The sequence below is a fragment of the Streptomyces sp. NPDC031210 genome (genome assembly GCF_055570395.1).
Map to the genome: position 1 here is coordinate 223,443 of NZ_JBVIHH010000005.1, position 22,920 is coordinate 246,362.

Below are 22,920 nucleotides of genomic sequence, written 5' to 3' on the forward strand. Positions count from 1 at the left end.
TGGCGGTGTGCGCGCATCCCGCCGGGTGCGCGGCCCCCGCCGCCTTACGGCGACAGCGTCAGCGTGTCCTTGCCCGCCTTCTTGACGGCCTCGGCGCTGTAGGCCCACGGCAGCAGTTCGCCCTTGGCCCACTTGTCGGTCTGGTCGTAGTAGTGGGCGTTGTAGGCGTGACCGGAGGCGCCGGTGAGGTTGATCCAGCGGGACTTGTCGAGGTCGGCGAGGTTGACGACCATCCGCATCGACGGGACCCAGGTGACCTTGTAGCCGCCCGCGGCGTTCCAGCCGGTCGCGTCGACCGCCGCCTCGCCGCCGCCGACGTTCCAGGGGCCGCGGTTGAACAGGCCCTGGATCATTCCGGGTCCGTCGGTGCCCAGCGTCTGGTTGTTCAGGAAGAGCTGGTGCAGGCGGCCCCAGCTCCAGTTGTCGATGTTCTTGCCGAGCTTGGAGGTCAGCTCGTAGCGCGCGTCCTTCATGGCGTGCGCCAGGAGCTGGTCGCGGTTCTCGTCACCGGGGCGGCCGGGGCGGTCCTCGGTCTTCCACCAGTCGTTGCCGGGGTCCTCCAGGAGCGGGCGGACCACTTCGTACCAGCGGTCGCCGCCGTCGGGCTGCGCGGAGTCCGCGGCCCGCTCGCCGCATTCGCGCACCAGTTGGTCGAGGTCGTCGGCGGGGCCGGTCTCGTTGGCCGGGCGGACGTTGAGGCACTGGCCGTCGACCCGCAGTTCCTTGGGCATCTTGTTGCCGAAGGCGAGCTTGAGGGTGTTGCGCCAGACGGCGTTGAAGTAGGCGGCCGCGGCGGAGTCGGGCTCCTGGGTGAAGTCCCAGCCCTCCAGGAGCTGCTGGGCGCCGCGGACGTACGGGTCCTTGATGTCGATCTTCGTCAGGTAGGGCGTCAGCAGCCGGGCGATCTCGCTGCTGTTGTCCTTCTGGAAGGTCTGCATGTCGTCCGTGGAGACCTTGCCGCCGTCCTTGATCTTCGACTCGATGAGGTCGTTGATCCGCTGGCTGCGGGAGCCGTAGCCCCAGTCCTTGGTGAGCAGGTAGGGGTATTTCTCCTCGTCGATGACGGCCTGGTTGGCGGTCACGATGAAGCCGCGCGCGGGGTTGTACTCGTAGGGCAGGGCCTTTTGCGGGATGTAGCCGGTCCAGCGGTACGCCGGGTCCCAGCCGGGCGCCGGGTAGGTGCCGTCGCCCTTGCCGCGGACGGGGATCGTGCCGGGGGCCTGGTAGCCGATGTTGCCCTTGGTGTCGGCGTAGATGAGGTTCTGGGCGGGGACCTCGAAGTGCGCGGCGGCCTTGCGGAAGCCGGTGAAGTCCTTGGCGCGGTTGAGCTCGAAGACGGCGTCCATGGACCTGCCGGGGCTCAGCGCGGTCCAGCGCAGGGATACGCCGTAGCCGTCGCCGCGGTCGGGGGCGGCGTTGCCGACGGGGGCGTCCTTGCCCACGTCGGACAGTTCGGGGTCGCGGTCGGAGACGAGGGGCCCGTTGTCGGTGGCGCGGATGGTGATGTCGCGGCTGGGTCCGCCGGCGACCTTGATGGTCTCCTTGCGGATGGTGAAGGGCCGCTTCTTGTTGTCGTAGATGTAGCCGTCGGCGTCGATCTTCTCCAGGTACAGGTCGGAGACGTCCGCGCCGAGGTTGGTCATGCCCCAGGAGATGTCCTGGTTGTGGCCGATGACGACGCCGGGCATTCCGGAGAAGGTGAAGCCGGAAACGTCGTAGTTGCACCGGTCGCCGGTGCTGCGGCAGTGCAGGCCCATCTGGTACCAGAGCGAGGGCATCTGGGGCGCCAGGTGCGGGTCGTTGGCCAGCAGCGGTTTGCCGGTGGTGGTGTGCTCACCGGAGACGACCCAGGAGTTGGAGCCGATGCCGTTGCCGTTGGGGCCCAGCAGCGCCGGGATGTCGTCCAGGGTCTTGGACAGCGACGAGAGCTGCGACTGGAGGCCGGCGGTGGGGCCGGTGCCGTTGCGGGCTCCGGCGGCCGGGGTCTTGGGGCCGAACTCCTTGGTGGCGGGGTCGACCGCGCCGCCCTCGACGATCGGCTTGTTGCGCTTGTACGGGTACCCGGGGTAGAGCTGCTTGATCTGGGCCGGGGTGAAGCGGCTGGTCAGCAGGGAGCGGTCGATCTCTTCCTGCATGTTGCCGCGCAGGTCCCAGGCCATGGCCTTGAGCCAGGCCACCGAGTCGACGGGCGTCCATTTCTCCGGCGCGTAGTCGTTCTCGAAGTCCAGCGCCGTGTATTCCAGGGACAGCGCCGAGCCCTCGTGGTCCTTGAGGTAGGCGTTGACGCCCTCGGAGTAGGCCCGGAGGTATTTCTTCGTGCCGGCCGACAGCTTGGTGTCGTATTCCTTCTGCGCGATGTCGTGCCAGCCGAGGGTGCGCAGGAACGAGTCGGTCTTGACCTGGCTCTTGCCGAACATCTCCGACAGCCGGCCCGAGGTCATGTGGCGGCGTACGTCCATCTCCCAGAAGCGGTCCTGGGCCTGGACGAAGCCCTGGGCGCGGAAGAGGTCCTCGTCGGTGTCCGCGTAGATCTGCGGGATGCCGTTGGCGTCGCGGGTGACGTCCACCGGAGCGGACAGACCCGGGAGTTTGAGGGAGCCGGTGGTCTCGGGGAAGGACGCGCGGACGGCGTCGACGCCCCAGTACGCGCCCGAGCCGATGCCCGCCACGAGCAGCAGCACGACCGTGATCGCGACGAGGCGGCCGCGCCGCCCCTTCTTCTTCTTTTTGGGGACTGGGCCGGACTTGTTGGCGGGCATCTCTGTCCTTCGAGGGGCAGGGTGGGAGTGCTGGAGCAACCATAGGCGCACCGCTTCGACGCTCCCCAGGCGGAGGCATCGCCAGCGCATTCAATATTCAAGTAATGGTAAATTGTTAGACTCAGTAACTAGATACGGTAAGGAATGCCCACCCAGGACACCGCACGCGGAAGGATCAGCTCCTGACTGTCGACCACCTCAACGAACTCCTGCTGATCTGCTCGCTCGTACTGCTCGTCGCGGTGGCCGCGGTACGACTCTCCTCGCGCAGCGGGCTCCCCAGCCTGCTCATCTACCTGGGGATCGGCATCGCCATCGGGCAGGACGGGCTCGGCGGAGTCGTCTTCGACAACGCCGGGCTGACCCAACTCCTGGGCTATGCCGCCCTGGTCGTGATCCTCGCCGAGGGCGGCCTGGGCACCAAGTGGAAGGAGATCAGGCCGGCGCTGCCCCGGGCCGCCCTGCTCTCCACGCTCGGCGTCGCGGTGAGTGTGGGCGTCACGGCGGCCGGCGCCCACTATCTGGCCGGCCTGGAATGGCGGCAGGCACTGCTGATCGGCGCCGTGGTCTCCTCCACGGACGCCGCCGCGGTGTTCTCCGTGCTGCGCAGTGTGCCGCTGCCCTCACGGCTGACCGGTGTCCTGGAAGCCGAATCGGGCTTCAACGACGCTCCGGTGGTCATCCTCGTCGTCGCGTTCTCCGCCTCCGGGCCGTTCGAGCACTGGTACCTGCTGATGGGCGAGATCGCCCTGGAGCTGGCGATCGGTGCCGCCATCGGGCTGGCCATCGGCTGGATCGGCGCGTACGGCATGCGGCATGTGGCGCTGCCCGCCTCCGGCCTCTACCCGATCGCCGTCATGGCCATCGCCGTCTCGGCCTACGCGGCCGGCGCGCTGGCGCACGGCTCGGGATTCCTGGCCGTCTACCTGGCCGCGATGGTCCTGGGCAACGCCCGGCTCCCGCACGCCCCGGCCACCCGCGGCTTCGCCGAGGGCCTGGGCTGGATCGGCCAGATCGGCATGTTCGTCCTGCTCGGCCTGCTCGTCACCCCGCACAACCTGCTCGACGACTTCGTGCCGGCGCTGCTGATCGGCCTGATCCTGACGATCGTGGCCCGGCCCACCTCCGTGTTCATCGGGCTGCTGCCCTTCCGGATGCCGTGGCGGGAGAAGACCCTGCTGTCGTGGGCCGGCCTGCGCGGCGCGGTGCCGATCGTGCTGGCCACCATCCCGATGGTCAACGACGTCCCGGGCAGCGAACGGGTCTTCAACATCGTCTTCGTCCTCGTCGTCGTCTACACCCTCATCCAGGGGCCGACGCTGCCGTGGCTGGCGAGACGGCTGCGGCTGGGCGACGGCGAGGAGCCCGCCGACCTGGGCATCGAGTCCGCGCCGCTGGAGCGGCTGCGCGGCCACCTGCTCTCCACGTCCATCGGCCCGGGCTCGCGGATGCACGGCGTCGAGGTCGGCGAGCTGCGGATGCCGGCGGGCGCCGCGGTCACCCTCGTCGTACGGGACGGCGCCAGCTTCGTGCCGGCGCCGTCGACGGTGCTGCGGCGCGGCGACGAACTGCTGGTCGTGGCCACCGACCCGGTGCGGGACACGGCCGAGAAGCGGCTGCAGGCGGTCTCCCGGGGCGGCAAGCTGGCCGGCTGGCTGGGCACGGACCACGCGGGCGGGGGCACCGGCCGGCGCGCGACCCACCGCACACGCCCCCCTCTGCCGCCCCGCCGCGACACCTGAGTGTGCCGAAAGTCTCCACAGATCCCAAGGGAATCGGCCAGAAGCCCTGGCAAATCCCAGGACTTCACACACGTCGACCTGTAGTATGAAGAAGCAAACCAACGAACCACCTCTGCCTGACGCAGAGCTGGCGCGACCGCTCGGCGGCCGCGGTCCACTGCCACACGCAGCCACTTCCCAGTGCGGACCACGCGGTATCACTCGGTCCTGCGCGAGAGGACAGCTCTCGGCGCGTACCCGTGACGACCTCGCGGCGGCGCGCTACCAGGCAGCAGAAAGGCCCGGCCGTGGCATCCGCGGTCAAGGACTCCCGTCCTGGTTACGGACAACTGCTGCGCACCCCCGGTGCATGGACATTCCTGCTGCCCGGCTTTCTGGCCCGGCAGCCGTTCGCGATGCTGACCATCGGCATCGTCCTGCTCGTCGAGAGCACCACCGGGTCCTACGGCACCGCCGGCGCGGTCTCGGCCGCCACCGGCGTCTCCATGGCACTGTTCGCCCCGCAGAGCGGCAAGCTCGCCGACCGTTTCGGCCAGCGCGCGGTGCTGCTCCCCGGCGTCCTGGTGCACGTCGCCGGCGTCGCGGCGCTGATCACCCTGGCCCTCACGCACGCCCCGCTGTGGGCGCTGTTCGCGGTGGCCGTGCCCACCGGCGCCTCCACGCCGCAGGTCGGCCCGATGGTGCGGGCCCGCTGGGCCGCGCGGCTCGGCGGCAGCCCGCTGATGCCGACGGCCGCCGCCTTCGAGTCGGTGACCGACGAGTTCACCTTCGTCGTCGGCCCGGTCCTGGCGACCGCGCTGTGCACCGGCGTCCACCCGGCCGCCGGTCTGGTCGCCGAGGCGGTGCTGACCCTGGCCGGCGGCCTGCTGTTCGCCTCCCAGCGGCGCAGCCAGCCGCCCGTCCACCGGGCCGGCGCCGGCGACCTGCCGCGCGTCTCGGCCCTGTCGGTGCCCGGCGTGCGGGTCCTGATCGTGGCGTTCCTCGGCATCGGCGCCGTCTTCGGCGGCATGCAGGTCTCGCTGACGGCCTTCACCCAGGACATCGGGCAGCCCGGCATCAACGGCGTGCTCTACGGAATCTTCGCCGGCGGCAACATGCTCGCGGGCATCGTCTGCGGCGCCGTCGCCTGGAAGGTCGGCCCGCGCCGCCGCCTGCTGGTCGCCTACGGGCTGCTCGCGCTGGCCACCACCCCGCTGTGGGCGGTGACCGCGGTGCCGCTGCTCGGCGCCGTCGGCCTGATCGTCGGCCTGTGCATCGCCCCGGCCCTGATCACCGGCTACACCCTCGTGGAGTCCCTGGTGCCGGCCACCGCCCGCACCGAGGCGTTCACCTGGCTGACCGGCGCGGTCGCCCTGGGCCAGGCCGCCGCGGCCACCGCCTCCGGCCAGTTGGCGGACGGGTTCGGGCCGAGCGCCGGCTTCCTCGTGCCGCTGGCCGGCACCGCGCTGGCACTGACCGTCCTGCTGGCGCTGCGCGCCCACCTGCTGCCCCGCTCCTCGACCCTGGTCGTCGGCTCGGCCGCGGAAGGCCGTGACGCGCGTGCCCGCGACCACGCCGACCTGGGGACGAGCGACCGCCGGCGGGAGCCGTTCGAGGGAGCGTCCGAGCGTGTGGTCGGTCACCGTACGCCGGTAACGGTGGACTGACGGGCGGGAATACTGCAATATGGAGCGTCGTTAGCACTCAACGAGTGAGAGTGCCAGGAGGAAGTCAAGTGCCGACCTACCAGTACCAGTGCACCGAGTGCGGCGAGGGCCTCGAGGCGGTGCAGAAGTTCACCGACGACGCGCTCACGGAGTGCCCCGGCTGCAACGGACGCCTCAAGAAGGTGTTCTCCGCCGTCGGCATCGTCTTCAAGGGCTCCGGGTTCTACCGCAACGACAGCCGCGGCTCGTCGTCCAGCAGCACCCCCGCCAAGACCGCCTCCCCGGCAGCCTCGTCCTCCTCGGACGCGGGCTCCTCGTCGAGCAGCTCCGACAAGCCCGCGAAGGCTGGGTCGTCGACGGCGGCCACGGCGTCCACCTCGGGCTCCACGAGCAGCAGCTCGGCCGCCTGACCTCTCTCGCCGCGACGGTCCGCCCGTCGCCACGGAGCACGCTGGCACCCTGTCGTTGTGTCGTTTCCGCACCCCGCCGTTGTTGACGGCGGGGTGCGGGGCTTTGGGGGCTCTTGGGGTTTTGGGGGCTCTCGGGCTCGGGCTCGGGCTCGGGCTCTCGGGAAGGAAACCGGGCGGGCCGGGCGCTCCGCGGTCGGCGCACGCCCCGCCCTCCCCGCTCCCCTTCCCGCTCCCTCTCCACCCCCTGTCCGGGCGGCGAAGTGCCCCGATAGTGTGACCGGCATGGCTGACGCGGAGACCGGCGCGGAAATTGGCGTTATCGGCGGGTCGGGGTTCTACTCCTTCCTCGACGACGTGACCGAGATCACGGTGGACACCCCGTACGGGAGCCCCAGCGATTCCCTGTTCCTGGGCGAGGTGGCCGGCCGACGGGTCGCGTTCCTGCCGCGCCACGGCCGCGGGCACCACCTCCCGCCGCATCGCATCAACTACCGCGCCAACCTGTGGGCTCTGCGCTCCGTCGGCGTACGCCAGGTGCTCGGCCCGTGCGCGGTGGGCGGCCTGCGCCCCGAATACGGCCCCGGGACCCTGCTGGTGCCCGACCAGCTCGTCGACCGCACCAAGGCCCGCCCTCAGACCTACTTCGACGGCGAACCGCTGCCCGGCGGCGGCACCCCCAACGTCGTCCACTTGACGTTCGCCGACCCGTACTGCCCGACCGCCCGCCGGGCGGCGCTGACGGCGGCCCGCGGCCGCGACTGGGAGCCGGTCGACGGCGGCACCCTCGTCGTCATAGAGGGCCCGCGCTTCTCGACGCGCGCCGAGTCCCGCTGGCACGCCGCCCAGGGCTGGTCCGTGGTCGGCATGACCGGCCACCCCGAGGCCGCGCTCGCCCGTGAGCTGGGCCTTTGCTACGCCTCTCTGTCGCTGGTCACCGACCTGGACGCGGGCACGGAAACCGGCGACGGCGTCTCCCACCAGGAAGTCCTGAAGGTGTTCGCCGAGAACGTGAACCGGCTGCGCGACGTCCTGTTCGACGCGGTGGCCGCCCTGCCGGCCACCTCCGACCGCGACTGCCTGTGCGTCGACGTCCACGACGGCTGGGACTTGGGCATCGAGCTGCCCTGAGGCGGGGCGGGGGCTTGGGGCTGGCGCCCGGGCCGGGGGCCTGCTGCGCGTCAGGGCGGGGTGCTTGCTTGGCGTAGGGCGTAGGGCGGGGGCTTGGGGCTGGCGCGCGGGCCGGGGGCTGCTGCGCGTACGGCGGGTGACCGGGTTATCCACAAGCGCGGGGCTGTGCACAGGCCCGCACGCGCCGCGGCGGATTCCGGCACGGTGGTGATCGCCGGGTCCGAACTCCCCACCGCAGGCGGTGACCACCATGCCCCTTCCCCCCACCGTGCCGCTCCCCTCCTCCCCCCTACCGCTCTCCTCCTCCCTACCGCTCCCCTCTCCCCCGCTGCCCGCGCCCCCAGGGTGTGAAGTGCCCCACTTCGCCCCGGTCCGGGCGGGCGGTGGTCGACGCCGATGGCGGCGGCTGACACGGCAGCGGGCACTGGCCGCCGGCCTGGCGATGACGGCCGCCGCACTCGCCACCGGCCTCTCGAACGGTCCCCTGGGCACGGCCTCCTCGGCACCCGGCTGCCCGGCGGCCACCTCCCTCCCGGGCGGGCGGTAGACATGCGTCAGGCCCATGCACCCGCCCGCCCCCGGAACCGCACTGACGCTCTTCTGGTTCGCTGGTTCGGGTTGCGCGATTGGACATCTCCGCCCCGCCCTGCCGTAAGTTGCGGTGCTGATGGTTGGTGCATCGTCCGTAGTGAGCGTGGAAAGAGGCTGTCAGGTGAGCGAGAACAAGGGCGTCCTTCAGGGGTTCAGGGAATTCCTGATGCGCGGCAACGTCATCGAGCTCGCGGTGGCGGTCGTCGTCGGTGCGGCGTTCACGAATATCGTCAACGCCGTGGTCAAGGGCGTCATCAATCCGATCGTGGGCGCGCTCGGCTCCCAGAACCTCGATCACTACAAGGCGTGCCTGACGACCTGCCCGACCGACCCCAAGACGGGCGAATTCACCGACGGCATTTACATCCTGTGGGGCTCCGTACTGAGCGCCGCGCTGACGTTCATGATCACCGCGGGCGTCGTCTACTTCCTCATGATCCTTCCCATGAACAAGTGGAAGGCCCGCCAGGACGTCAAGAAGGCGATGGAACCGGCTCCGGCGGACCCGACCGAGATCGAGCTGCTCGCCGAGATCCGCGACGCCCTGGTCGCGCAGCGCAACGGCTCGTTCCCCGTCTCTTCCTCGACTTCCGCCACCGTCGTCCCCCAGAAGAAGCACCAGTAGCGGGCACCTCAGGCCGGCATACGCCGCCCCGTCGCCTCGCTCAGAGGTGGTGGGGCGGCTTTTCGTCGAGGAAGCGGGCGAGGTCGGCGGCGCTGCCGCCACCGGCAGCGGGGCGCTCGCCCCAGCCGCGGTCGGTGTCGTCGGACGAGGGCCGGCTCAGCGGGTCGTCGAAGACGAGGGCGGCCGGCACGGCGGTCGGCCGGGGATGCGCGGCAGGCGCGACGGCGGGGGCGCTCGGCTGCGCCACGGGGGGCGCGGGTACCTCGTTCGCCACGGGGGGCGCGGGTACCTCGTGCGCCGAGGCGGGCTCGGGTGCCGGGTCGGGTGCGGGGCTTGGGCTCACCCCTCCAGAGTACGGGCGCCCCGCACGAGCCGGGCCCGGGCCCGAAGGGCCCATGAGGACCGGCCTCCGAGGCTCATTCGTCCTTCCGCCGGCCGCCCGAGGGCCGCCGGCGGAAAGAGGGGCCGGCGGGAGGGGACGCCCGGCGGCGTCGGGGCACGTCCCGCGCGAGCGGAGCCGGGCGCGGGGAGCGTGCTCTCGGCGTGCCGGGCGCGGGCCCTCGTGCTGGGTGTGCGTAAGTCTGTGCCCGGTGCGGCGGGGGGAGATCCCTCCCTGTTCGAGCGAAGCCGAGAACTGGGGGCCGCGTGCAGGGCGTCGCGGGGCTGAGGGCACCTCCCGGCCCAAGCCGCCTCCCGGCTGAAGGCTGGGGTAGGGAGTTCGACGACAGGGCTTAGCGTCCCCTGTCGTGGGTGGGTATGGGGTGCGGGCGGTGGTCGTCGCGGGGGCGCGTGGGCGGGCTCTGCGAGGGATGGCCACGCTTCAGCGGCCGGTGCGGGTCGGTGCCGGGGAGGGGTTGGCGGGACCGTTCTTGGCGGGCCATCGGTCGCAGTCCTTTCTGCCTGTCGGTGGGCGGTCTGTTGGCCAGTTGTGTGGCGGCCGGTGGGCCTTCGCGGTGGCGGGTGCGGCTGGTGGGCCTTCGGGGGCCGGGTTCGGCCGGCGGGCCTTCGGTTGGCGGGTTCGGCGGCGAGGCCGGGGGCTTGGTGGCTGGTCATCGTGAGACCGGGGGCTTGGTGGAGTGGTCATCGGCCGCCTGCTCGCCGCTGACCGCCGGCTGCTCGCCGTTCCTCTGGCCGCTCGCCGCTGGCCGCTCGCCGCTCGCCGCTCGCCGCTCGCCATTCGCCAATCGCCATTCGCCATTCACCGCTCGCCGCTCGCCGCTGGCAGCTCGCCATTCGCCGTTCACCGCTAGCTGCTCGCCGCTGGCCTCTGGCAGCTCCTCTGGCCGCTCCTGGGGCTGCTTGCCGGCGCACGGTCTCACGTTAGGGAGGGGTGAGGGGGTGGGGCCCGTTTTGGGGGGCTCAGTGGGTGAGGGAAAGAGAGGTGTGGGGGCGGAGCGGTGGTGGGTCGGCTCGGGTGGGGCTTACGGGAGGCCGGGGCCCGGGCAGTGGACGTCGGTGGGTGGGAGGGTGCCGGCCGTGAGGTAGGACGCCACCGTGGTGTCGACGCAGGAGTTGCCGCGGCTGGCGAAGACGCCGTGGGAGTAGTCGTCGTCCAGGGTGATCAGGCGCGAGCCCGGGAGGGTGCGGCGGAGGGCGTGGGCACCCTCGGTGGGGGTGACGGGGTCGTGGGAGGAGGTGACGAGCAGGGCCGGGGGTGCCTGGGGGCTGCCGAGAGGGGTGCGGCGGATGGGTTGCCGTTCCCAGTACGCGCAGGCGGCGGCTTCGAGGCCGGTCAGGAGCGGCAGGGGGTCGAGTCGGCGGAGCGCGCGGAGGTCGGCGAGTACGCGACGGGGCGTGGGGCCCGGGCCGTCGGCGCATTTGACGGCGCGGTTGGCGGCTTCGTACGTCCGTGAGGCGGGGCCGGTGAAGTCGTCGGCCGGGCGCAGGCCGTCGGCGGAGCCGGTGGTGAGGTAGCGGTGCAGGCTGTCCCCGAGGCCCGCCCAGCGTTCCGTGCGTCCGAGGGCGCGGTAGACGGCGCGGTCGAAGGCGGCGGGGCCGAAGCCTTCGGCGGGGTGGGCGGCGAGGCCGCGCCTGGCCCGGGTGTAGGCGGCGCGTACGGCGTGCGGCGTACGGCCGAGGTGGTAGCGGGCGGGGTCGCGGGACAGCCAGGTGAAGAGGGTGGCGCGTTGGCGTAGGAGCGCGCGGGCCGATCTGGAGCCGATAGACCTCCGGGCGAGCCGGGCCCGGGACAAGCGGACCATAGAATTCCGGCTGAAGCGGCCCACCGCCGAATTCCCCGACATCCTGGCCGCGTTCGGCGCGTACATCGTGCCCGAGGGCACCACGTCCTTCGCCCAACCGGTCGGCTCGGGCTCGTTCCGCTTCGTCTCGTTCTCCCCCGGCAAGCGGACCGTACTGCGCCGCTTTGACGACTACTGGGACGGCGCCCCGTATCTGGACGAGCTGGAGTTCGTGGCCGCCGGTGAGGAGTCCGCCCGGATCAACGCGCTCCTGGGCGGTCAGGTGGAGTACGCGCACGAGCTGAGCCCCACCACCGCCCGCGCCCACGAGCGCGGCGGCCGGGTGCGGATCATCCGGCTGAAGAACAGTGCCATGCAGGCGTTCGCGATGAAGACCGACCGGCCGCCGTTCGACGACAGGCGGGTGCGGGAGGCGTTCTTCCTGATCGCGGACCGCGAGGAGCTGGTGCGGGGCGCGCTGTCCGGCGCGGGGGAGGTCGGCAACGACCTGTTCGGCAAGGGCTACGCCTACTACGCCGGCGACCTCCCGCAGCGCACCCAGGACCTCGACCGCGCCCGCCACCTGCTCACAGCGGCCGGCGCCGAGAACCTGCACGTCACGCTCGACACCTCCGACGTCGCGGCCGGCTTCCCCGAGGCGGCCGGCATCTTCCGCGACCAGGCGGCGAAGGCGGGCGTGCGGGTGACGGTGCGCCACCGCGACCCGGACACGTACTGGAGCGACATCCTCGACTCCGGCACCCTGTGTTCCTACCGCTCCGGCGCGATGCCCATCGAGACGCACCTCTCACAGCGGCTGCTGACCGGCTCCCCCACCAACGCCACCCACTGGCGGCACAAGGACTTCGACGCGCTCTACCGCCAGGCGCAGTCCAGCGCCGACCGCGCCGAGCGGACCGCTCTCTACGGGCGGATGCAGCGCAGGCTGCACGCCGAGGGCGGGTTCCTGGTGTGGGGGTTCGCCGACTGGATCGTCAGCACGGCGCGCACGGTGCGGGGTGTGGCGCGGCAGGCGCCGGCCAACTCGCTGGACTGGGCGCGCTTCGACAAGGTCTGGCTGGTGTGAGCGGCCCGCGCGTGAGCGGCCTGCGGTCCTTCGTGGTGCGGCGGCTGCTGCTGGGCGCGGCCCAGATCGCGGCCGTCGTCCTGGTGGCGTTCGCCCTCACCGAGGCGCTGCCGGGCGACGCGGCGGTGGCGCTGGCCGGTGACCAGCCCGATCCGGCGCGGATCGCGGCGATCCGCGCCGGCATGCGGCTGGACCGGCCGGCGCCGGAGCGGCTGGCGCACTGGGCGGGAGCGCTGCTGCACGGCGACTTCGGGCGGTCCCTGGTCTCCGGTCGCCCGGTCGCGGACCATCTGACGGCGGGTCTGGGCCCGACGCTGCTGCTCGCGGCGCTCACCGTGACGCTGCTGCTGCCGGTCGGCACGGGCCTGGGGGTGCTGGCCGCGCGGCGGGCGGGCGGCCGGGCGGACCGCCTGATCAGCTCCCTGACGCTGGGGGTCCACGCCGTTCCCGAGTTCGCGTTCGGCGTGCTGCTGATCTTCGTGTTCGCGTTGCGGCTCGGCTGGCTGCCGCCCACCGCGGTCGGCTACGGCGACGCCCTGCTCGGCGACGCGGCGTTGGACGGGCGTGGGGCGGGGCGCCCGACGGGCCGTATGACGAAGAAGAGGGAGAGGGGACGGGCCCGGTGACGGTGGACCGCCGAAGGGAACCGAGCGTGACGGGCGTGACGGGCGTGACGGGCGTGACGAGCCGCGCACACCCGACGGGCGGGACGGTCGTGTCCGTCGAAGGGCTGTGTGTCGAGGTGGCCGGCCGCCCGATCGTCGACGGCGTCTCGCTGGCCGTCCGCGCCGGCGGTGTCACCGCGCTGGTCGGCGCCTCCGGCAGCGGCAAGACGACCACCGGGCTCGCCCTGCTGGGCGAGTACCCGCCCGGGGCGCGGATCGAAGGGCGGGTCGGCGTGGCGGGCGGCGGCCCGGTCGGTTACGTGCCGCAGCATCCGGCGGCGGTCCTCAACCCGGCCCGGCGGGTCGGCGCGCTGCTGTACGACATCGCGCGGACCGGGCTCGTCGCGCTCCCCCGCCGCGAGCGCCGCCGGGCGGCCCGCGCCCGCGTCCTGGAGGCCCTCGTCCTCGCCCAACTGCCGGGCGGCGCCGAGGGGGAGGCGCTGCTGCGCCGCTACCCCCACCAGCTCTCCGGCGGCCAGCAGCAACGGGTGGTGCTGGCCCAGGCGCTGCTGCTGGGCGCCCGGGTGATCGTCGCCGACGAGCCCACGACCGGCCAGGACGCGCTGACCAAACGCCGCATCGTGGCGGAACTGGGCCGCCTGGCACGCCGCGGCATCGCACTGGTGCTGCTCAGCCACGACCTGGACGTGGTGCGGGAACTGGCCGACGAGGTGGTGGTACTGCGTGCGGGCCGGGTGGTGGAGGCGGGCCCGGCGCGACGGGTCCTGGACGCTCCGAAGCACCCGTGGACGCGCCGATTGGTGGACGCGGAAGCGGAGTTGTCGGGGGCGCCCGACGGGCGGCCGCGGCCGCGGCCGCCGCGCCCGCACCCCGAGCCGGCCGCGGTCGCCTGCCCGGCCCCACCCACGGTCACAGACCCGCACAGCGCCCCGTACGCGCCCGCGGACACCTCCCGCCCCGCCCACGACCCCACCACCAACACCGCCCCCGCCCTGCGCCTCCGCATCACCGCCGCCCGCTACCGCACGCGCGGCCGCACCGACGCCCACCGCCCCACCCACCCGGACGGCCACCCTCCCGGCTCCCCTCCCGGCTCCCCTCCGTCCGCCCGCGGCACCGCAGTGGCCCTGCGGGACGTCGCGCTCGACGTCGGGGCCGGTGCGTGTCTGGCCGTCGTCGGGCGGTCCGGCAGCGGCAAGACGACGCTCGGGCGGTGCCTGGCGGGGCTGCACCGTGACTGGGACGGGGCGGTGACGCTGGACGGGGACGCCCTCCCGCCCAGTGTGCGTAGCCGGTCGTCGGCGCAGGTCGCGGCGGTGCAGTACGTGTTCCAGGACGCGCGGGCGGCGTTCGACGAGCACCGGACGGTGCTGGCGCAGTCCGCGCGGACCGCGGTGCGGCTGCGGGGCGTGCCGACGGCCGCGGCTCTGGAGGAGACGCGGGCGGAGTTCGCCCGGGTCGGTCTGGACGGTGAGCTGTGCGCCCGGCCGCCCGGCCTACTGTCGGGTGGTGAGCTGCAACGGGCGGCGCTGGCCCGGGCGTTGCTGGCCCGGCCCCGGGTGCTGGTGTGTGACGAGATCACCTCGGGCCTGGACGCGGTGAGCCGCCGGGCCGTCGTCGCACTGCTCGGCGCCCTGCCGCGTGAGCGGGCCGGGACGACGCTGGTGCTGATCACGCACGATCTGGACACGGCCGCGGCGCTGGCGGACCGGATCGCGGTCCTGGACGGCGGCGAGGTCGTCGAGGAGGGCCCGGCCCGCCGGGTGCTGACCGCGCCGTCCCATCCGTTCACCGCCTCCTTGCTGGCGGCGGCCGGGAGAGAGCCGTCGCTGAGGTGAGCGGGTGCGCTCAGTTCTCGTAGAGCGCTTCGTGCCACCACCGGTCGCGGCCCGGCGTCCACGACACCGGGCGCGCGCAGCGGTTGACCACCAGCACCTTGCGGTCGTGCCCGCCGCGCGCCGAGCCGCCGCGTGCCAGTGCGTGGTCGAGCACCGCCTTCACGGGCCGCACGGCGCCGTCCCAGAACGCCGCGTCGGCGGTGATCAGCACCCGGGCGTCCGACTCCCGCGTCCGGGCGACGAGTTCGTGCACCGTCAGCGAGACGGGCAGGGTGGTACGGATCGCGTCGAGGCGGCCGCAGGCGAGGGTGGCGATCACCGATTCGGGCACCAGGGGCAGGTGCACCGCGACCCGGTCGCCGGCCCGCACGCCGAACCGGCGCAGCGCGGCGGCGGCCCGCTGCGCCTGGTCCAGGAGCATGCCGTGCGTCAGCTCCTCCCTCCGGCCCGGTTCCCCGGACCAGGTCAGGGCGACCCGCGACGCCTGCGGGTCCGGTATCTCCCTGGCGTCCTCTGCACGTTCTGAGCTCACACGGCGCAACATGCGATCAGCATGGAGTTGACCGATCAACGATCGCTGAACGTCCGCTGTACAGCCCCGAGGTGGCCCCGGCCCGCCCGCACGCGCCCGTCACCACGCCCGCCCACACGCGCCCGTCAACTCGACCCGCTCACACGTGCCCGTTTACCCGACGCGGGTGCCCGTTTATCCGACGCGCGCGCCCGCCGCCGCCTCGTATCCCCCCACCACGTCGCACACGCGGGGGAAGCCCCGCGCCTCCAGGAGGGCCGCCGCGATCACCGACCGGTTGCCGCTGCGGCAGTACAGGACGACCGGGCGGTCCGGGTCCAGGTCCGCGATGCTCTCGGGGAGCGCGGCCAGCGGAATGTTACGGGCGCCCGGCAGGGCCCCCGCCGCGTACTCGGACGGGTTGCGGACGTCGATCAACTGACCGTCGGTGTCGGCGAGTTCCTCGATGCCGATGCGGTGACTGCGGGTGGTCAGCGCGCGTTCGCGGGCCAGTGCGGCGGCCGGGTCGCGGAGGTGGCCGAGGACGCGGTCGTAGCCGATACGGGCCAGGCGCAGGCGGGCCTCGGTCTCCTTGCCGGGGTCGGCGAGCAGCACGATGGGGGTGCCGGGGGCCACCACGGTGCCGGCGTACTCCGCGAACCGGGTGTCGAGGCTGGTGTGCAGCGAGCCGGCGAGGTGGGCGCGGGTGTAGGCGGCCAGGGGGCGGCAGTCGAGCAGGACGGCACCGTGTGCGTCGCGGGCCGCCAGCGCCTCGTCGAGGGTCAGGGCGGCCGTCGGGGCGGTCTCCAGGAGCGGGTGGCCGTCGCGGTTGAGGGCCGCGTCGTGCGCGAAGTAGCCGGGGGTGGCCGGCTGGCCGGCGGTGACGAGGCGGACGAAGTCGTCCCGGGGCATGGGCTGCAGGGCGTAGTTGAGACGGCGCTGGTCGCCGATGGTGGAGCTGGTCTCGGTGGAGAGGCTGCGACCGCAGGCCGAGCCGGCGCCGTGGGCGGGGAAGACCCGGGTGGCGTCCGGGAGGGTGAGGAGTTTGGTGTGCAGGGAGTGGTGCAGGCGTGCCGCCATGTCCTGGGGGCTGTGGCCGGCGGACGAGAGCAGGTCGGGGCGGCCCACATCGCCGACGAAGAGGGTGTCGCCGGTCAGCACGCCGAACGGCACGGCGTCCTCGGGGTGTTCCCGGACGACCAGGCAGATCGACTCGGGGGTGTGGCCGGGGGTGGCCAGGACGGTCAGGGTGACCCCACCGGCCTCTCCCGGGCCGTCGCCGCCGAGGGTGAGGCGTTCGCCGTCGCGTAACCGCCGTATGGGGAAGCCGGTCGTGGCGGCCTCGCCGAAGGCGATGGCGGCGCCGGTGGCGCGGGCGAGTTCGAGGTGGCCGGAGAGGAAGTCGGCGTGAATGTGCGTCTCGATGACGAGTTCGATGCGCAGGCCGGCCGCTTCGGCGTCGCCCAGGTAGTCGTCGATGTCGCGGCGCGGGTCGACGAGGACGGCGCGTCCGGTGGTCTCGTCGCCGATCAGATACGACGCCTGGGAGAGGCAGTCGAGGTAGTACTGCGCGAAATGCACGGTCGGCCTCCAGTGGTGCGCGGCGCCCGTGCGCGGCTCGGCCCGCTCGGGCAGGGTGCGTTGTGCGGATGCACGGATGTACGTACATTAGGGAGCCCGTGGCGACGGCGACAAGTCCGAGCCGCCCAACACACCTGCTCGCCGCCCGCGTTGATGCCGTATCAGCAGCGTGACAGTCCCGGAGGGACCGAACCATGACGACCGCCGCCGAGCCGCCGGCCGGCGCACACGGGCCGCGTCCCCTGGACCGGCGCTCGCCGCTGCCCCTGTGGGCCCAGTTGTCCGCCGACCTGCGCCGCCGCATGGAAGCGGGCGCGTTCACCGACGAGTTCCCGGCCGAGCACCGGCTCACCACCGAGTACGAGGTCAGCCGGCACACCGTCCGCGAGGCCCTGCGCAAACTGCGCGCCGACGGCCTGGTGATCGCCGAGCGCGGCCGCGCCAGCCGGCTGGACACCCGGCGCATACAGCAGCCGCTCGGCTCCCTCTACAGCCTCTTCCGCGATCTGGAGGGGCAGGGCGTGGAGCAGCGCAGCGAGGTGCTGCGGCTGGAGCGGACGGCCGACGGGACGGTCGCCGAGCAGTTGGGCCTCGTCCCGGACGCGCCGCTGATCGTGCTGGAGCGGCTGCGGCTCGCGGACGGCGAACCGCTCGCCCACGACACCGCGTACCTGCCCGCGGAGGTCGCCGAGCCGTTGCTGGACGCCGACTTCGGGCACACCTCGCTCTACGGGGAGCTGTCGCGGCGCTGCGGGGTGAAGGTCACCGGCGGCCGCGAGCGCGTCCATCCGTTCCTGCCGGACATCCGACAGGCGTGGCTGCTGGGGCTGGCCGACCGGGAGGCGGCCTTCGGCATCGAGCGGCTGGGCCGGGCCGGGCAGCGGCCGGTGGAGTGGCGCGAGACGGTCGTCCGCGGCGACCGGTTCGCGTTCGTCTCCGAGTGGTCCGACGACAGCCGGGCCGCGGCGCTCGCCCCGCGGGCCTCATGTCCGTCGTCTTAGCCGCGACGGCGCTCCCGTGCGGGCTGCTGATCGGCCTGCTGCTGGGCGCCCTCGGCGGCGGCGGTTCCGTCCTCGCGGTGCCCGCGCTGGTCTATCTGCTGGGCCAGTCGCCGCACGAGGCGACGGCCGGGGCGCTGGTGGTGGTCGCGGTCGGTGCCGGCACCGGGCTGGCCTGCCACGCCCGCGCGGGCCGCGTCCGGTGGGCGGCCGGCACCGCCTTCGGGGCGCTGGGCACCGCCGGCACCTACCTCGGCTCCCGGTGGAGCGCGTCCCTGGAGGCGACGGTGCTGATGGCGGCCTTCGCCGGGCTGATGGTCGCCGTCGCCGCCGCGCTGCTCACCCGGGCCCGGCGGGAGCGGCGGCCGGCGGTCGCCGCGTCGCCACCGGGCGGCGCCCGGACGGCGCCCGCACCGCCGCCGGGCCCGGCCGCCGCTCCCGCCTCCCGGGCCGCCCGCGTCACCGTGACCGCCCTGGCCGTCGGGCTGCTCACCGGCTTCTTCGGCGTCGGCGGCGGCTTCGTCGTCGTCCCCGCCCTCACCCTCGTACTGGGCCTGGAGATGCCCGTCGCCATCGGCACCTCGCTCCTGGTCATCCTCGTCAACTCCGCCACCGCCCTGGCCGCCCGGGCCGGCGGAGGCGCACTGGACTGGCCGCTGCTGGCCGGCCTCGCGGCGTGCGCGGCGGCCGGCAGCTACCTCGGCAACCGGCTCACCACCCGGCTGCCCCCGCACGTCCTGACGACCGCTTTCGCCGCCGTCGTCACCGTCCTCGCCGTCACCCTGGCGGCGACCACCCTCCCGCACCTGTGACCCCACCGATCCCGCCCGTCCCCAGGAGGACCCCATGACGCCCGCCCCCGCCGGCCCGGCCCACCACCACGTCGTCATCGTCGGAGGCGGCACCGCCGGCATCACGGTCGCCGCCCGCTTACGCCGCGCCGGCGTCCGCGACATCGCGCTCCTGGAGCCGTCCGAGACGCACTGGTACCAGCCGCTGTGGACGCTCGTCGGCGGCGGGCAGGCCCCGCTGCGTGCCTCGCTGCGCACCGAGGCGGACGTCATCCCGCCCGGCGTCCGCTGGCTGCGCGAGCGCGCCACCGCCGTCGACCCGGACGCCCGCACGGTCACCACCGCCTCCGGCCGCGTCCTGTCCTACGAACGCCTCGTCCTCGCCCCCGGACTGAGCCTGGACTGGGACGGCGTGCCGGGCCTGGCCGGCGCCCTCGGCCACGGCGGCGTGAGCAGCAACTACCGGCCCGACCTGGCCCCGCTCACCTGGGAGTTGATCCGCCGGATGCGGCGCGGCACGGCCGTGTTCACCATGCCGTCCGGGCCGGTCAAATGCGGCGGGGCGCCGCAGAAGATCGCGTACCTGGCGGCCGACCACTGGCGCAAGCGGGGCGTCCTGGACGCGATTCGCGTGATCCTGGTGATTCCGGAGCCCACCCTGTTCAAGGTGCCGGTCTTCTCACGGGTCCTGGAGGAGACAGCCCGGCGGTACGGCATCGAGGTGCGGCTGCGTTCGGAGATGACCGGCCTGGACGGCGCGGCCCGCGAGGCGCGGCTGACCGATCACGCCACCGGCACCACCGAGACCGTCCGCTACGACCTGCTGCACGCCGTGCCGCCGCAGCGCGCCCCCCAATGGCTGGCCGACGGCCCGCTCGCCGACCCCGACTCCCCCCACGGGTACGTCAAGGCCGACCGGGAAACCCTCCAGCACCCCGACCACCCCGACATCTTCGTGCTCGGCGACGTGGCCCACCTGCCCACCTCCAAGACCGGCGCCGCCATCCGCAAACAGGCCCCCGTCGTCGTCGCCAACCTCCTCGCCGGGCTGCGCGGCCGGCCCGCCACCGCCCGCTACGACGGCTACACCTCCTGCCCCCTGGTCACCGCCCGGCACAAAATGCTGCTCGCCGAATTCGACTACGACCTGCGGCCGGCCCCCTCGATCCCGTTCCTCGACACCACCCGCGAACGCACCGACATGTGGTTCCTCAAGCGCTACGGGCTGCCGCAGCTCTACTTCAAGGCCATGCTCAAGGGCGTGGCCTGAGCCACCGGTGGCCGGACGGCCACGCCACACACCCCTCCCGGAGCGCCGGCCCGCCGGGAGGGCGCGGCCTCACCCGTCCGCCGGCTCCAGCCGGCTCAGCGCCGCGACCGTCAGCGCCTCGACGCCCATGGCCAGCGTCGGCCGGGGCAGCGGCGCGAACCGGGCCGAATGGTTGGACGGCACGTCCTGCGCCAGCCGGCCCGCCGCCAGCGCCGTACGGAACTCCTCCGGGTCCCAGCCGCCCAGCCACCAGTAATACAGCGGCGCCTGAGCGGCCGTCGCCAGCAGTCCGGCGTCCTCACTGCCGGACGCCGGATCGTAGGCGAACAGCCGCTGCTCACCGAAGAGTTCGGTGAACGCCTCGTTGACCTTCCGCAGCGTCCGCGCGTCGTTGACGGTGACCGGGAACGAATCCAGGATCTCCGTGTCGGGCGCCCGCTCCGCGCCCGAGGCGGCGGCCTCCGCCCGCGCGACACGGTCGACGGCCGCCAGCAGCCGCTCGCGTACCGCCTCGTCGAAACTGCGGACACTGAGCCGGACCACGGCCCGGTCGGGAATGACATTGGCGCTGTCCCCGGCGTGGAAGGAGCCGACGGTGACGACCGCCTGGTCCTTGGGCGCGACCTCCCGGGCCACGACGGACTGCACCCGCTGCACGAACGACGCCGCCATCACGATCGGATCGACGGTCGTCTCGGGCCGCGACCCGTGCCCGCCGCTGCCGTGGAAGGTGATCTCCAGACTGTCGGCGGCGGCCATGCACGCCCCCGGGCAGTACGCGATCAGGCCCGCCCCGAACGGCGCGACGTGCTGGGCGAGCACCACATCGGGCGTGGGCACCAGGTTCTTGCTGTAGAGGCCGTCGTCCAGCATCGCCCGCGCACCGTTGCCGACCTCCTCGGCCGGCTGGAACAGCGCGACCAGCGTCCCCGACCACCGCTCCCGGCCCCCCGCCAGCAGATCGGCGGCGCCCAGCAGACACGTCACGTGCACGTCGTGCCCGCAGGCGTGCATCCGGCCGGGCACCGTCGAGGCGTACTCCAGGCCGGTGCGCTCGGCGACGGGCAACGCGTCCATATCGGCCCGCAACAGCACCACCGGGCCCGGGCCGTTGCGCAGCACACCGGTCACGCCGGTGCCGCCGATGCCGGTGGTGACCTCGTAGCCGTACGCGGTCAGCCTGCGGGCGGCCTCCGCGGCCGTCCGGTGTTCCTGGAAGCCGAGTTCGGGGTGGCGGTGCAGGTCTTCGTAGAGCGCCACGAGGTCCGCGAGGCGGGCGCCGAGCGGGGCCAGGACGGAAGCGGGAGAGGTGCGGTCACTGTCGCTCATCCCGGCATTCGACCACGAAACGCCCCGCCCCGCGCGGGTGCCCCCGCGCCCCCGTCCGGCCGGCCGCGACCCCCCGCGCGACCCCGCCGCTGGCCGGACTTCGCTGGTGGCCCGGGCCCTTCCCGTGACAGCGCGGCACGCTGCTGCGACCGTGGATCAGTCTGTCCAAGACGATGACCGGAGGCTGACGTTGGCCACTACACCCAACCTACCGACCGGCGAGCCCCACGACATCGCGGCCCACCTCATGGACCAGGCCATGGGCCATCTCTTCTCCGCCGCCCTGCGCACCGCGGCCCACTACCGCATAGCCGACCACCTCTCCGCCGGCCCCCGCACTCCCGAACAACTGGCCGCCGCCACCGGCACGCACGCCCCGCACCTGCGCCGCGTCCTGCGCTACCTCGCCGCGCGCGGCATCTTCCGCGAGGACGCCATGGGCGCCTACCAGCTCACCCCGTCCGCGGCCCCGCTGCGCACCGACGCGCCCGGCTCCCTGCACCCCGCCGTCATGATGCTCACCGACGAGCTGTTCCAGCGGACGTCGGCGGGCATGCCGGAGGCGGTACGGCACGGCGGCGCGTCCTTCGAGCGGATCTTCGGGACGCCGTTCTTCGACCATCTGCTGTCCGACCCCGACAAGCGGGAACTCTTCGACGACGGGATGTCCTCACTCGCCGGCCCGGTCGACGACGCGGTCGTCGCCACCTACCCCTTCCCCGCCACCGGCACGGTCGTCGACGTCGGCGGCGGCCGCGGCGGCCTGCTGCGCGCCGTCCTGCGCCGCCACCCGGGCCTGACCGGCATCCTCTTCGACCAGGCACCGCCGCTGGCCCACCACCTGCTCGACACCGACGACCTGAAGGGGCGCTGGCGCACCCAGGAGGGCGACTTCTTCACGTCCGTCCCCAAAGGCGGCGACGTCTACCTCCTCAAGCACGTCCTGCACGACTGGCCCGACGAGGCGTGCCGCCGCATCCTGCGCACCTGCCACGCCGCCACGGCTCCGGGCGCCCGCCTGCTGATCATCGACTGCGTCCTGCCCCCGGGCAACGCGCCCCACTTCGGCAAGACGATGGACGTCGCCATGATGGCCCTGGCCGACGGCCAGGAACGCAACGCCGAGGACTTCGCCCTCCTCCTGTCCGCCGGCGGCTTCCGCCTGACCCGAATACGGCCGACGCCGGCCTTTCCGTCGATCTTGGAGGCCGTAGCGGAGTGAGGCGTGGCCGGGCCGACGGCGCGGTGGGTTGGTGGGGCGGGGGGCCGGAGGGGACGCACACCGACCCCGCCGCCCCCGGCGGCACCCCCGCCACAACCAACCGCTCACGACACGACACGCCGCCCCCACGCCACCTGACCGCCCCCGCCGCCCACCCAGGCTGTACTGATCCCACACCCCCGCCCCGACCCCGCCCCGCCCGGTCCCCGCCCCCACACCGCCCCGCAAGGAGCCCGTATGGCCAGCGCCTCCACCCCCGTCGGCGCCGAACTGCCCGCCCCCGTCCGGCGCGCGCTGGACTGTGCCAACGGTGGCGACGCCGACGGATTCGTCGCGGCGTTCGCAGACGACGGGGTCGTCGACGACTGGGGGCGCGAGTTCCACGGCCACGACGCGATCCGCGGCTGGAGCGACGCCGAGTTCATCGGCAAGCGGGTCACCCTCGACGTGACCGGCGCACGCGTCCACGGCGCCACGACGACCGTCAGCACCCAGGTCGGCGGCGCCGGCTTCAACGGCCCGTCCGATTTCGCGTTCACCGTGGACGGCGACCGGATCGCCCTGATGCGCATCACCGGCTGACGGG

The 22,920-nt window shown here is 73.5% G+C and carries 18 protein-coding genes and 2 pseudogenes; 14 read left to right on the plus strand and 6 right to left on the minus strand.

Annotated features, from left to right (window positions below):
* Positions 1 to 44: 44 nt before the first annotated feature.
* Positions 45 to 2,759, minus strand: coding sequence for a penicillin acylase family protein (locus tag ACZ45Z_RS12395; protein WP_468360384.1), 2,715 nt, complete (start codon positions 2,757 to 2,759; stop codon positions 45 to 47).
* A 182-nt stretch (positions 2,760 to 2,941) separates the two neighbouring features.
* Between ACZ45Z_RS12395 and ACZ45Z_RS12400 the strand changes: the two genes are divergently transcribed.
* The 6 genes from ACZ45Z_RS12400 to mscL all read left to right on the plus strand — a co-directional run bounded on the left by ACZ45Z_RS12400 (position 2,942) and on the right by mscL (position 8,901).
* A complete protein-coding gene (locus tag ACZ45Z_RS12400) occupies positions 2,942 to 4,501 on the plus strand; it encodes a potassium/proton antiporter (protein ID WP_468360797.1) in 1,560 nt (519 codons plus the stop codon).
* Positions 4,502 to 4,788: 287 nt separating this feature from the next.
* Positions 4,789 to 6,147, plus strand: a complete 1,359-nt coding sequence (locus ACZ45Z_RS12405; protein ID WP_468360387.1) for an MFS transporter — start codon at positions 4,789 to 4,791, stop codon at positions 6,145 to 6,147.
* Between the two features lie 68 nt (positions 6,148 to 6,215).
* Complete coding sequence (locus ACZ45Z_RS12410; RefSeq protein ID WP_468360390.1) at positions 6,216 to 6,557, plus strand: FmdB family zinc ribbon protein; 342 nt, start codon at positions 6,216 to 6,218, stop codon at positions 6,555 to 6,557.
* A 282-nt stretch (positions 6,558 to 6,839) separates the two neighbouring features.
* Positions 6,840 to 7,685, plus strand: coding sequence for an S-methyl-5'-thioadenosine phosphorylase (locus ACZ45Z_RS12415; RefSeq protein WP_468360392.1), 846 nt, complete (start codon positions 6,840 to 6,842; stop codon positions 7,683 to 7,685).
* A gap of 352 nt (positions 7,686 to 8,037) precedes the next feature.
* Positions 8,038 to 8,232, plus strand: a complete 195-nt coding sequence (locus ACZ45Z_RS12420; protein WP_468360395.1) for a hypothetical protein — start codon at positions 8,038 to 8,040, stop codon at positions 8,230 to 8,232.
* A gap of 165 nt (positions 8,233 to 8,397) precedes the next feature.
* Positions 8,398 to 8,901 (plus strand): large conductance mechanosensitive channel protein MscL, encoded by a 504-nt coding sequence (mscL, locus tag ACZ45Z_RS12425; RefSeq protein ID WP_468360398.1) that lies wholly within the window; start codon positions 8,398 to 8,400, stop codon positions 8,899 to 8,901.
* Positions 8,902 to 8,941: 40 nt separating this feature from the next.
* On the opposite strand, the gene ACZ45Z_RS12430 is transcribed toward mscL, so the two are convergent.
* On the minus strand, positions 8,942 to 9,244 hold the full coding sequence (locus ACZ45Z_RS12430) for a hypothetical protein (RefSeq protein WP_468360401.1): 303 nt from the start codon (positions 9,242 to 9,244) through the stop codon (positions 8,942 to 8,944).
* Positions 9,245 to 10,322: 1,078 nt separating this feature from the next.
* Positions 10,323 to 11,144 (minus strand): alpha/beta hydrolase, encoded by an 822-nt coding sequence (locus ACZ45Z_RS12435; RefSeq protein ID WP_468360404.1) that lies wholly within the window; start codon positions 11,142 to 11,144, stop codon positions 10,323 to 10,325.
* Here ACZ45Z_RS12435 and ACZ45Z_RS12440 point away from each other — a divergent pair.
* From ACZ45Z_RS12440 to ACZ45Z_RS12450, 3 genes and pseudogenes are all read left to right on the plus strand, one after another.
* Positions 11,041 to 12,168 (plus strand): annotated as a pseudogene (locus ACZ45Z_RS12440) (ABC transporter substrate-binding protein); the annotation flags it as partial. The gene ACZ45Z_RS12435 and the pseudogene ACZ45Z_RS12440 sit on opposite strands and share 104 nt — an antisense overlap.
* An 11-nt stretch (positions 12,169 to 12,179) precedes the next feature.
* Positions 12,180 to 12,722, plus strand: a pseudogene (locus ACZ45Z_RS12445) (ABC transporter permease); the annotation flags it as partial.
* Positions 12,723 to 12,829: 107 nt separating this feature from the next.
* The gene (locus tag ACZ45Z_RS12450) at positions 12,830 to 14,632 is read left to right on the plus strand and encodes an ABC transporter ATP-binding protein (RefSeq protein WP_468360800.1); all 1,803 of its coding nucleotides are present in this window, start codon (positions 12,830 to 12,832) and stop codon (positions 14,630 to 14,632) included.
* Between the two features lie 10 nt (positions 14,633 to 14,642).
* Here ACZ45Z_RS12450 and ACZ45Z_RS12455 read toward each other — a convergent pair whose 3' ends face one another.
* On the minus strand, positions 14,643 to 15,164 hold the full coding sequence (locus ACZ45Z_RS12455; RefSeq protein WP_468360407.1) for an AMP-binding protein: 522 nt from the start codon (positions 15,162 to 15,164) through the stop codon (positions 14,643 to 14,645).
* A gap of 174 nt (positions 15,165 to 15,338) precedes the next feature.
* Positions 15,339 to 16,724 carry a rhodanese-like domain-containing protein gene (locus tag ACZ45Z_RS12460; protein ID WP_468360410.1) on the minus strand — a complete coding sequence of 462 codons (1,386 nt, stop codon included), beginning with the start codon at positions 16,722 to 16,724 and terminating at the stop codon, positions 15,339 to 15,341.
* 194 nt (positions 16,725 to 16,918) lie between these two features.
* On the opposite strand from ACZ45Z_RS12460, the gene ACZ45Z_RS12465 reads away from it, so the two are divergent.
* The 3 genes from ACZ45Z_RS12465 to ACZ45Z_RS12475 are packed head-to-tail and all read left to right on the plus strand — an operon-like array spanning position 16,919 to position 19,783.
* The gene (locus tag ACZ45Z_RS12465) at positions 16,919 to 17,725 is read left to right on the plus strand and encodes a GntR family transcriptional regulator (RefSeq protein ID WP_468360413.1); all 807 of its coding nucleotides are present in this window, start codon (positions 16,919 to 16,921) and stop codon (positions 17,723 to 17,725) included.
* Entirely contained in the window at positions 17,710 to 18,534 is an 825-nt protein-coding gene (locus tag ACZ45Z_RS12470) for a sulfite exporter TauE/SafE family protein (protein ID WP_468360416.1), read from the plus strand. Before ACZ45Z_RS12465 ends, ACZ45Z_RS12470 begins: the two co-directional genes overlap by 16 nt.
* A 34-nt stretch (positions 18,535 to 18,568) precedes the next feature.
* Positions 18,569 to 19,783: an NAD(P)/FAD-dependent oxidoreductase gene (locus ACZ45Z_RS12475; protein ID WP_468360419.1), complete on the plus strand. Its 1,215-nt coding sequence runs from the start codon at positions 18,569 to 18,571 to the stop codon at positions 19,781 to 19,783.
* Positions 19,784 to 19,852: 69 nt separating this feature from the next.
* Here the strand turns inward: ACZ45Z_RS12475 and ACZ45Z_RS12480 are convergent, their stop codons facing one another.
* On the minus strand, positions 19,853 to 21,112 hold the full coding sequence (locus ACZ45Z_RS12480) for an amidohydrolase (protein ID WP_468360422.1): 1,260 nt from the start codon (positions 21,110 to 21,112) through the stop codon (positions 19,853 to 19,855).
* A gap of 190 nt (positions 21,113 to 21,302) precedes the next feature.
* On the opposite strand from ACZ45Z_RS12480, the gene ACZ45Z_RS12485 reads away from it, so the two are divergent.
* Together ACZ45Z_RS12485 and ACZ45Z_RS12490 are read left to right on the plus strand one after the other, a co-directional pair.
* Positions 21,303 to 22,334 (plus strand): methyltransferase, encoded by a 1,032-nt coding sequence (locus ACZ45Z_RS12485; RefSeq protein ID WP_468360425.1) that lies wholly within the window; start codon positions 21,303 to 21,305, stop codon positions 22,332 to 22,334.
* Positions 22,335 to 22,571: 237 nt separating this feature from the next.
* Entirely contained in the window at positions 22,572 to 22,916 is a 345-nt protein-coding gene (locus ACZ45Z_RS12490; protein ID WP_468360428.1) for a nuclear transport factor 2 family protein, read from the plus strand.
* Positions 22,917 to 22,920 lie beyond the last annotated feature (4 nt).

Excerpts from the sequence above, each read along its gene's own strand:
- ACZ45Z_RS12395 (WP_468360384.1), bottom strand. The coding sequence starts at position 2,759 with ATGCCCGCCAACAAGTCCGGCCCAGTCCCCAAAAAGAAGAAGAAGGGG.
- ACZ45Z_RS12415 (WP_468360392.1), top strand. The coding sequence starts at position 6,840 with ATGGCTGACGCGGAGACCGGCGCGGAAATTGGCGTTATCGGCGGGTCG.
- ACZ45Z_RS12435 (WP_468360404.1), bottom strand. The coding sequence starts at position 11,144 with ATGTCGGGGAATTCGGCGGTGGGCCGCTTCAGCCGGAATTCTATGGTC.
- ACZ45Z_RS12465 (WP_468360413.1), top strand. The coding sequence starts at position 16,919 with ATGACGACCGCCGCCGAGCCGCCGGCCGGCGCACACGGGCCGCGTCCC.
- ACZ45Z_RS12470 (WP_468360416.1), top strand. The coding sequence starts at position 17,710 with ATGTCCGTCGTCTTAGCCGCGACGGCGCTCCCGTGCGGGCTGCTGATC.
- ACZ45Z_RS12475 (WP_468360419.1), top strand. The coding sequence starts at position 18,569 with ATGACGCCCGCCCCCGCCGGCCCGGCCCACCACCACGTCGTCATCGTC.
- ACZ45Z_RS12480 (WP_468360422.1), bottom strand. The coding sequence starts at position 21,112 with ATGAGCGACAGTGACCGCACCTCTCCCGCTTCCGTCCTGGCCCCGCTC.
- ACZ45Z_RS12490 (WP_468360428.1), top strand. The coding sequence starts at position 22,572 with ATGGCCAGCGCCTCCACCCCCGTCGGCGCCGAACTGCCCGCCCCCGTC.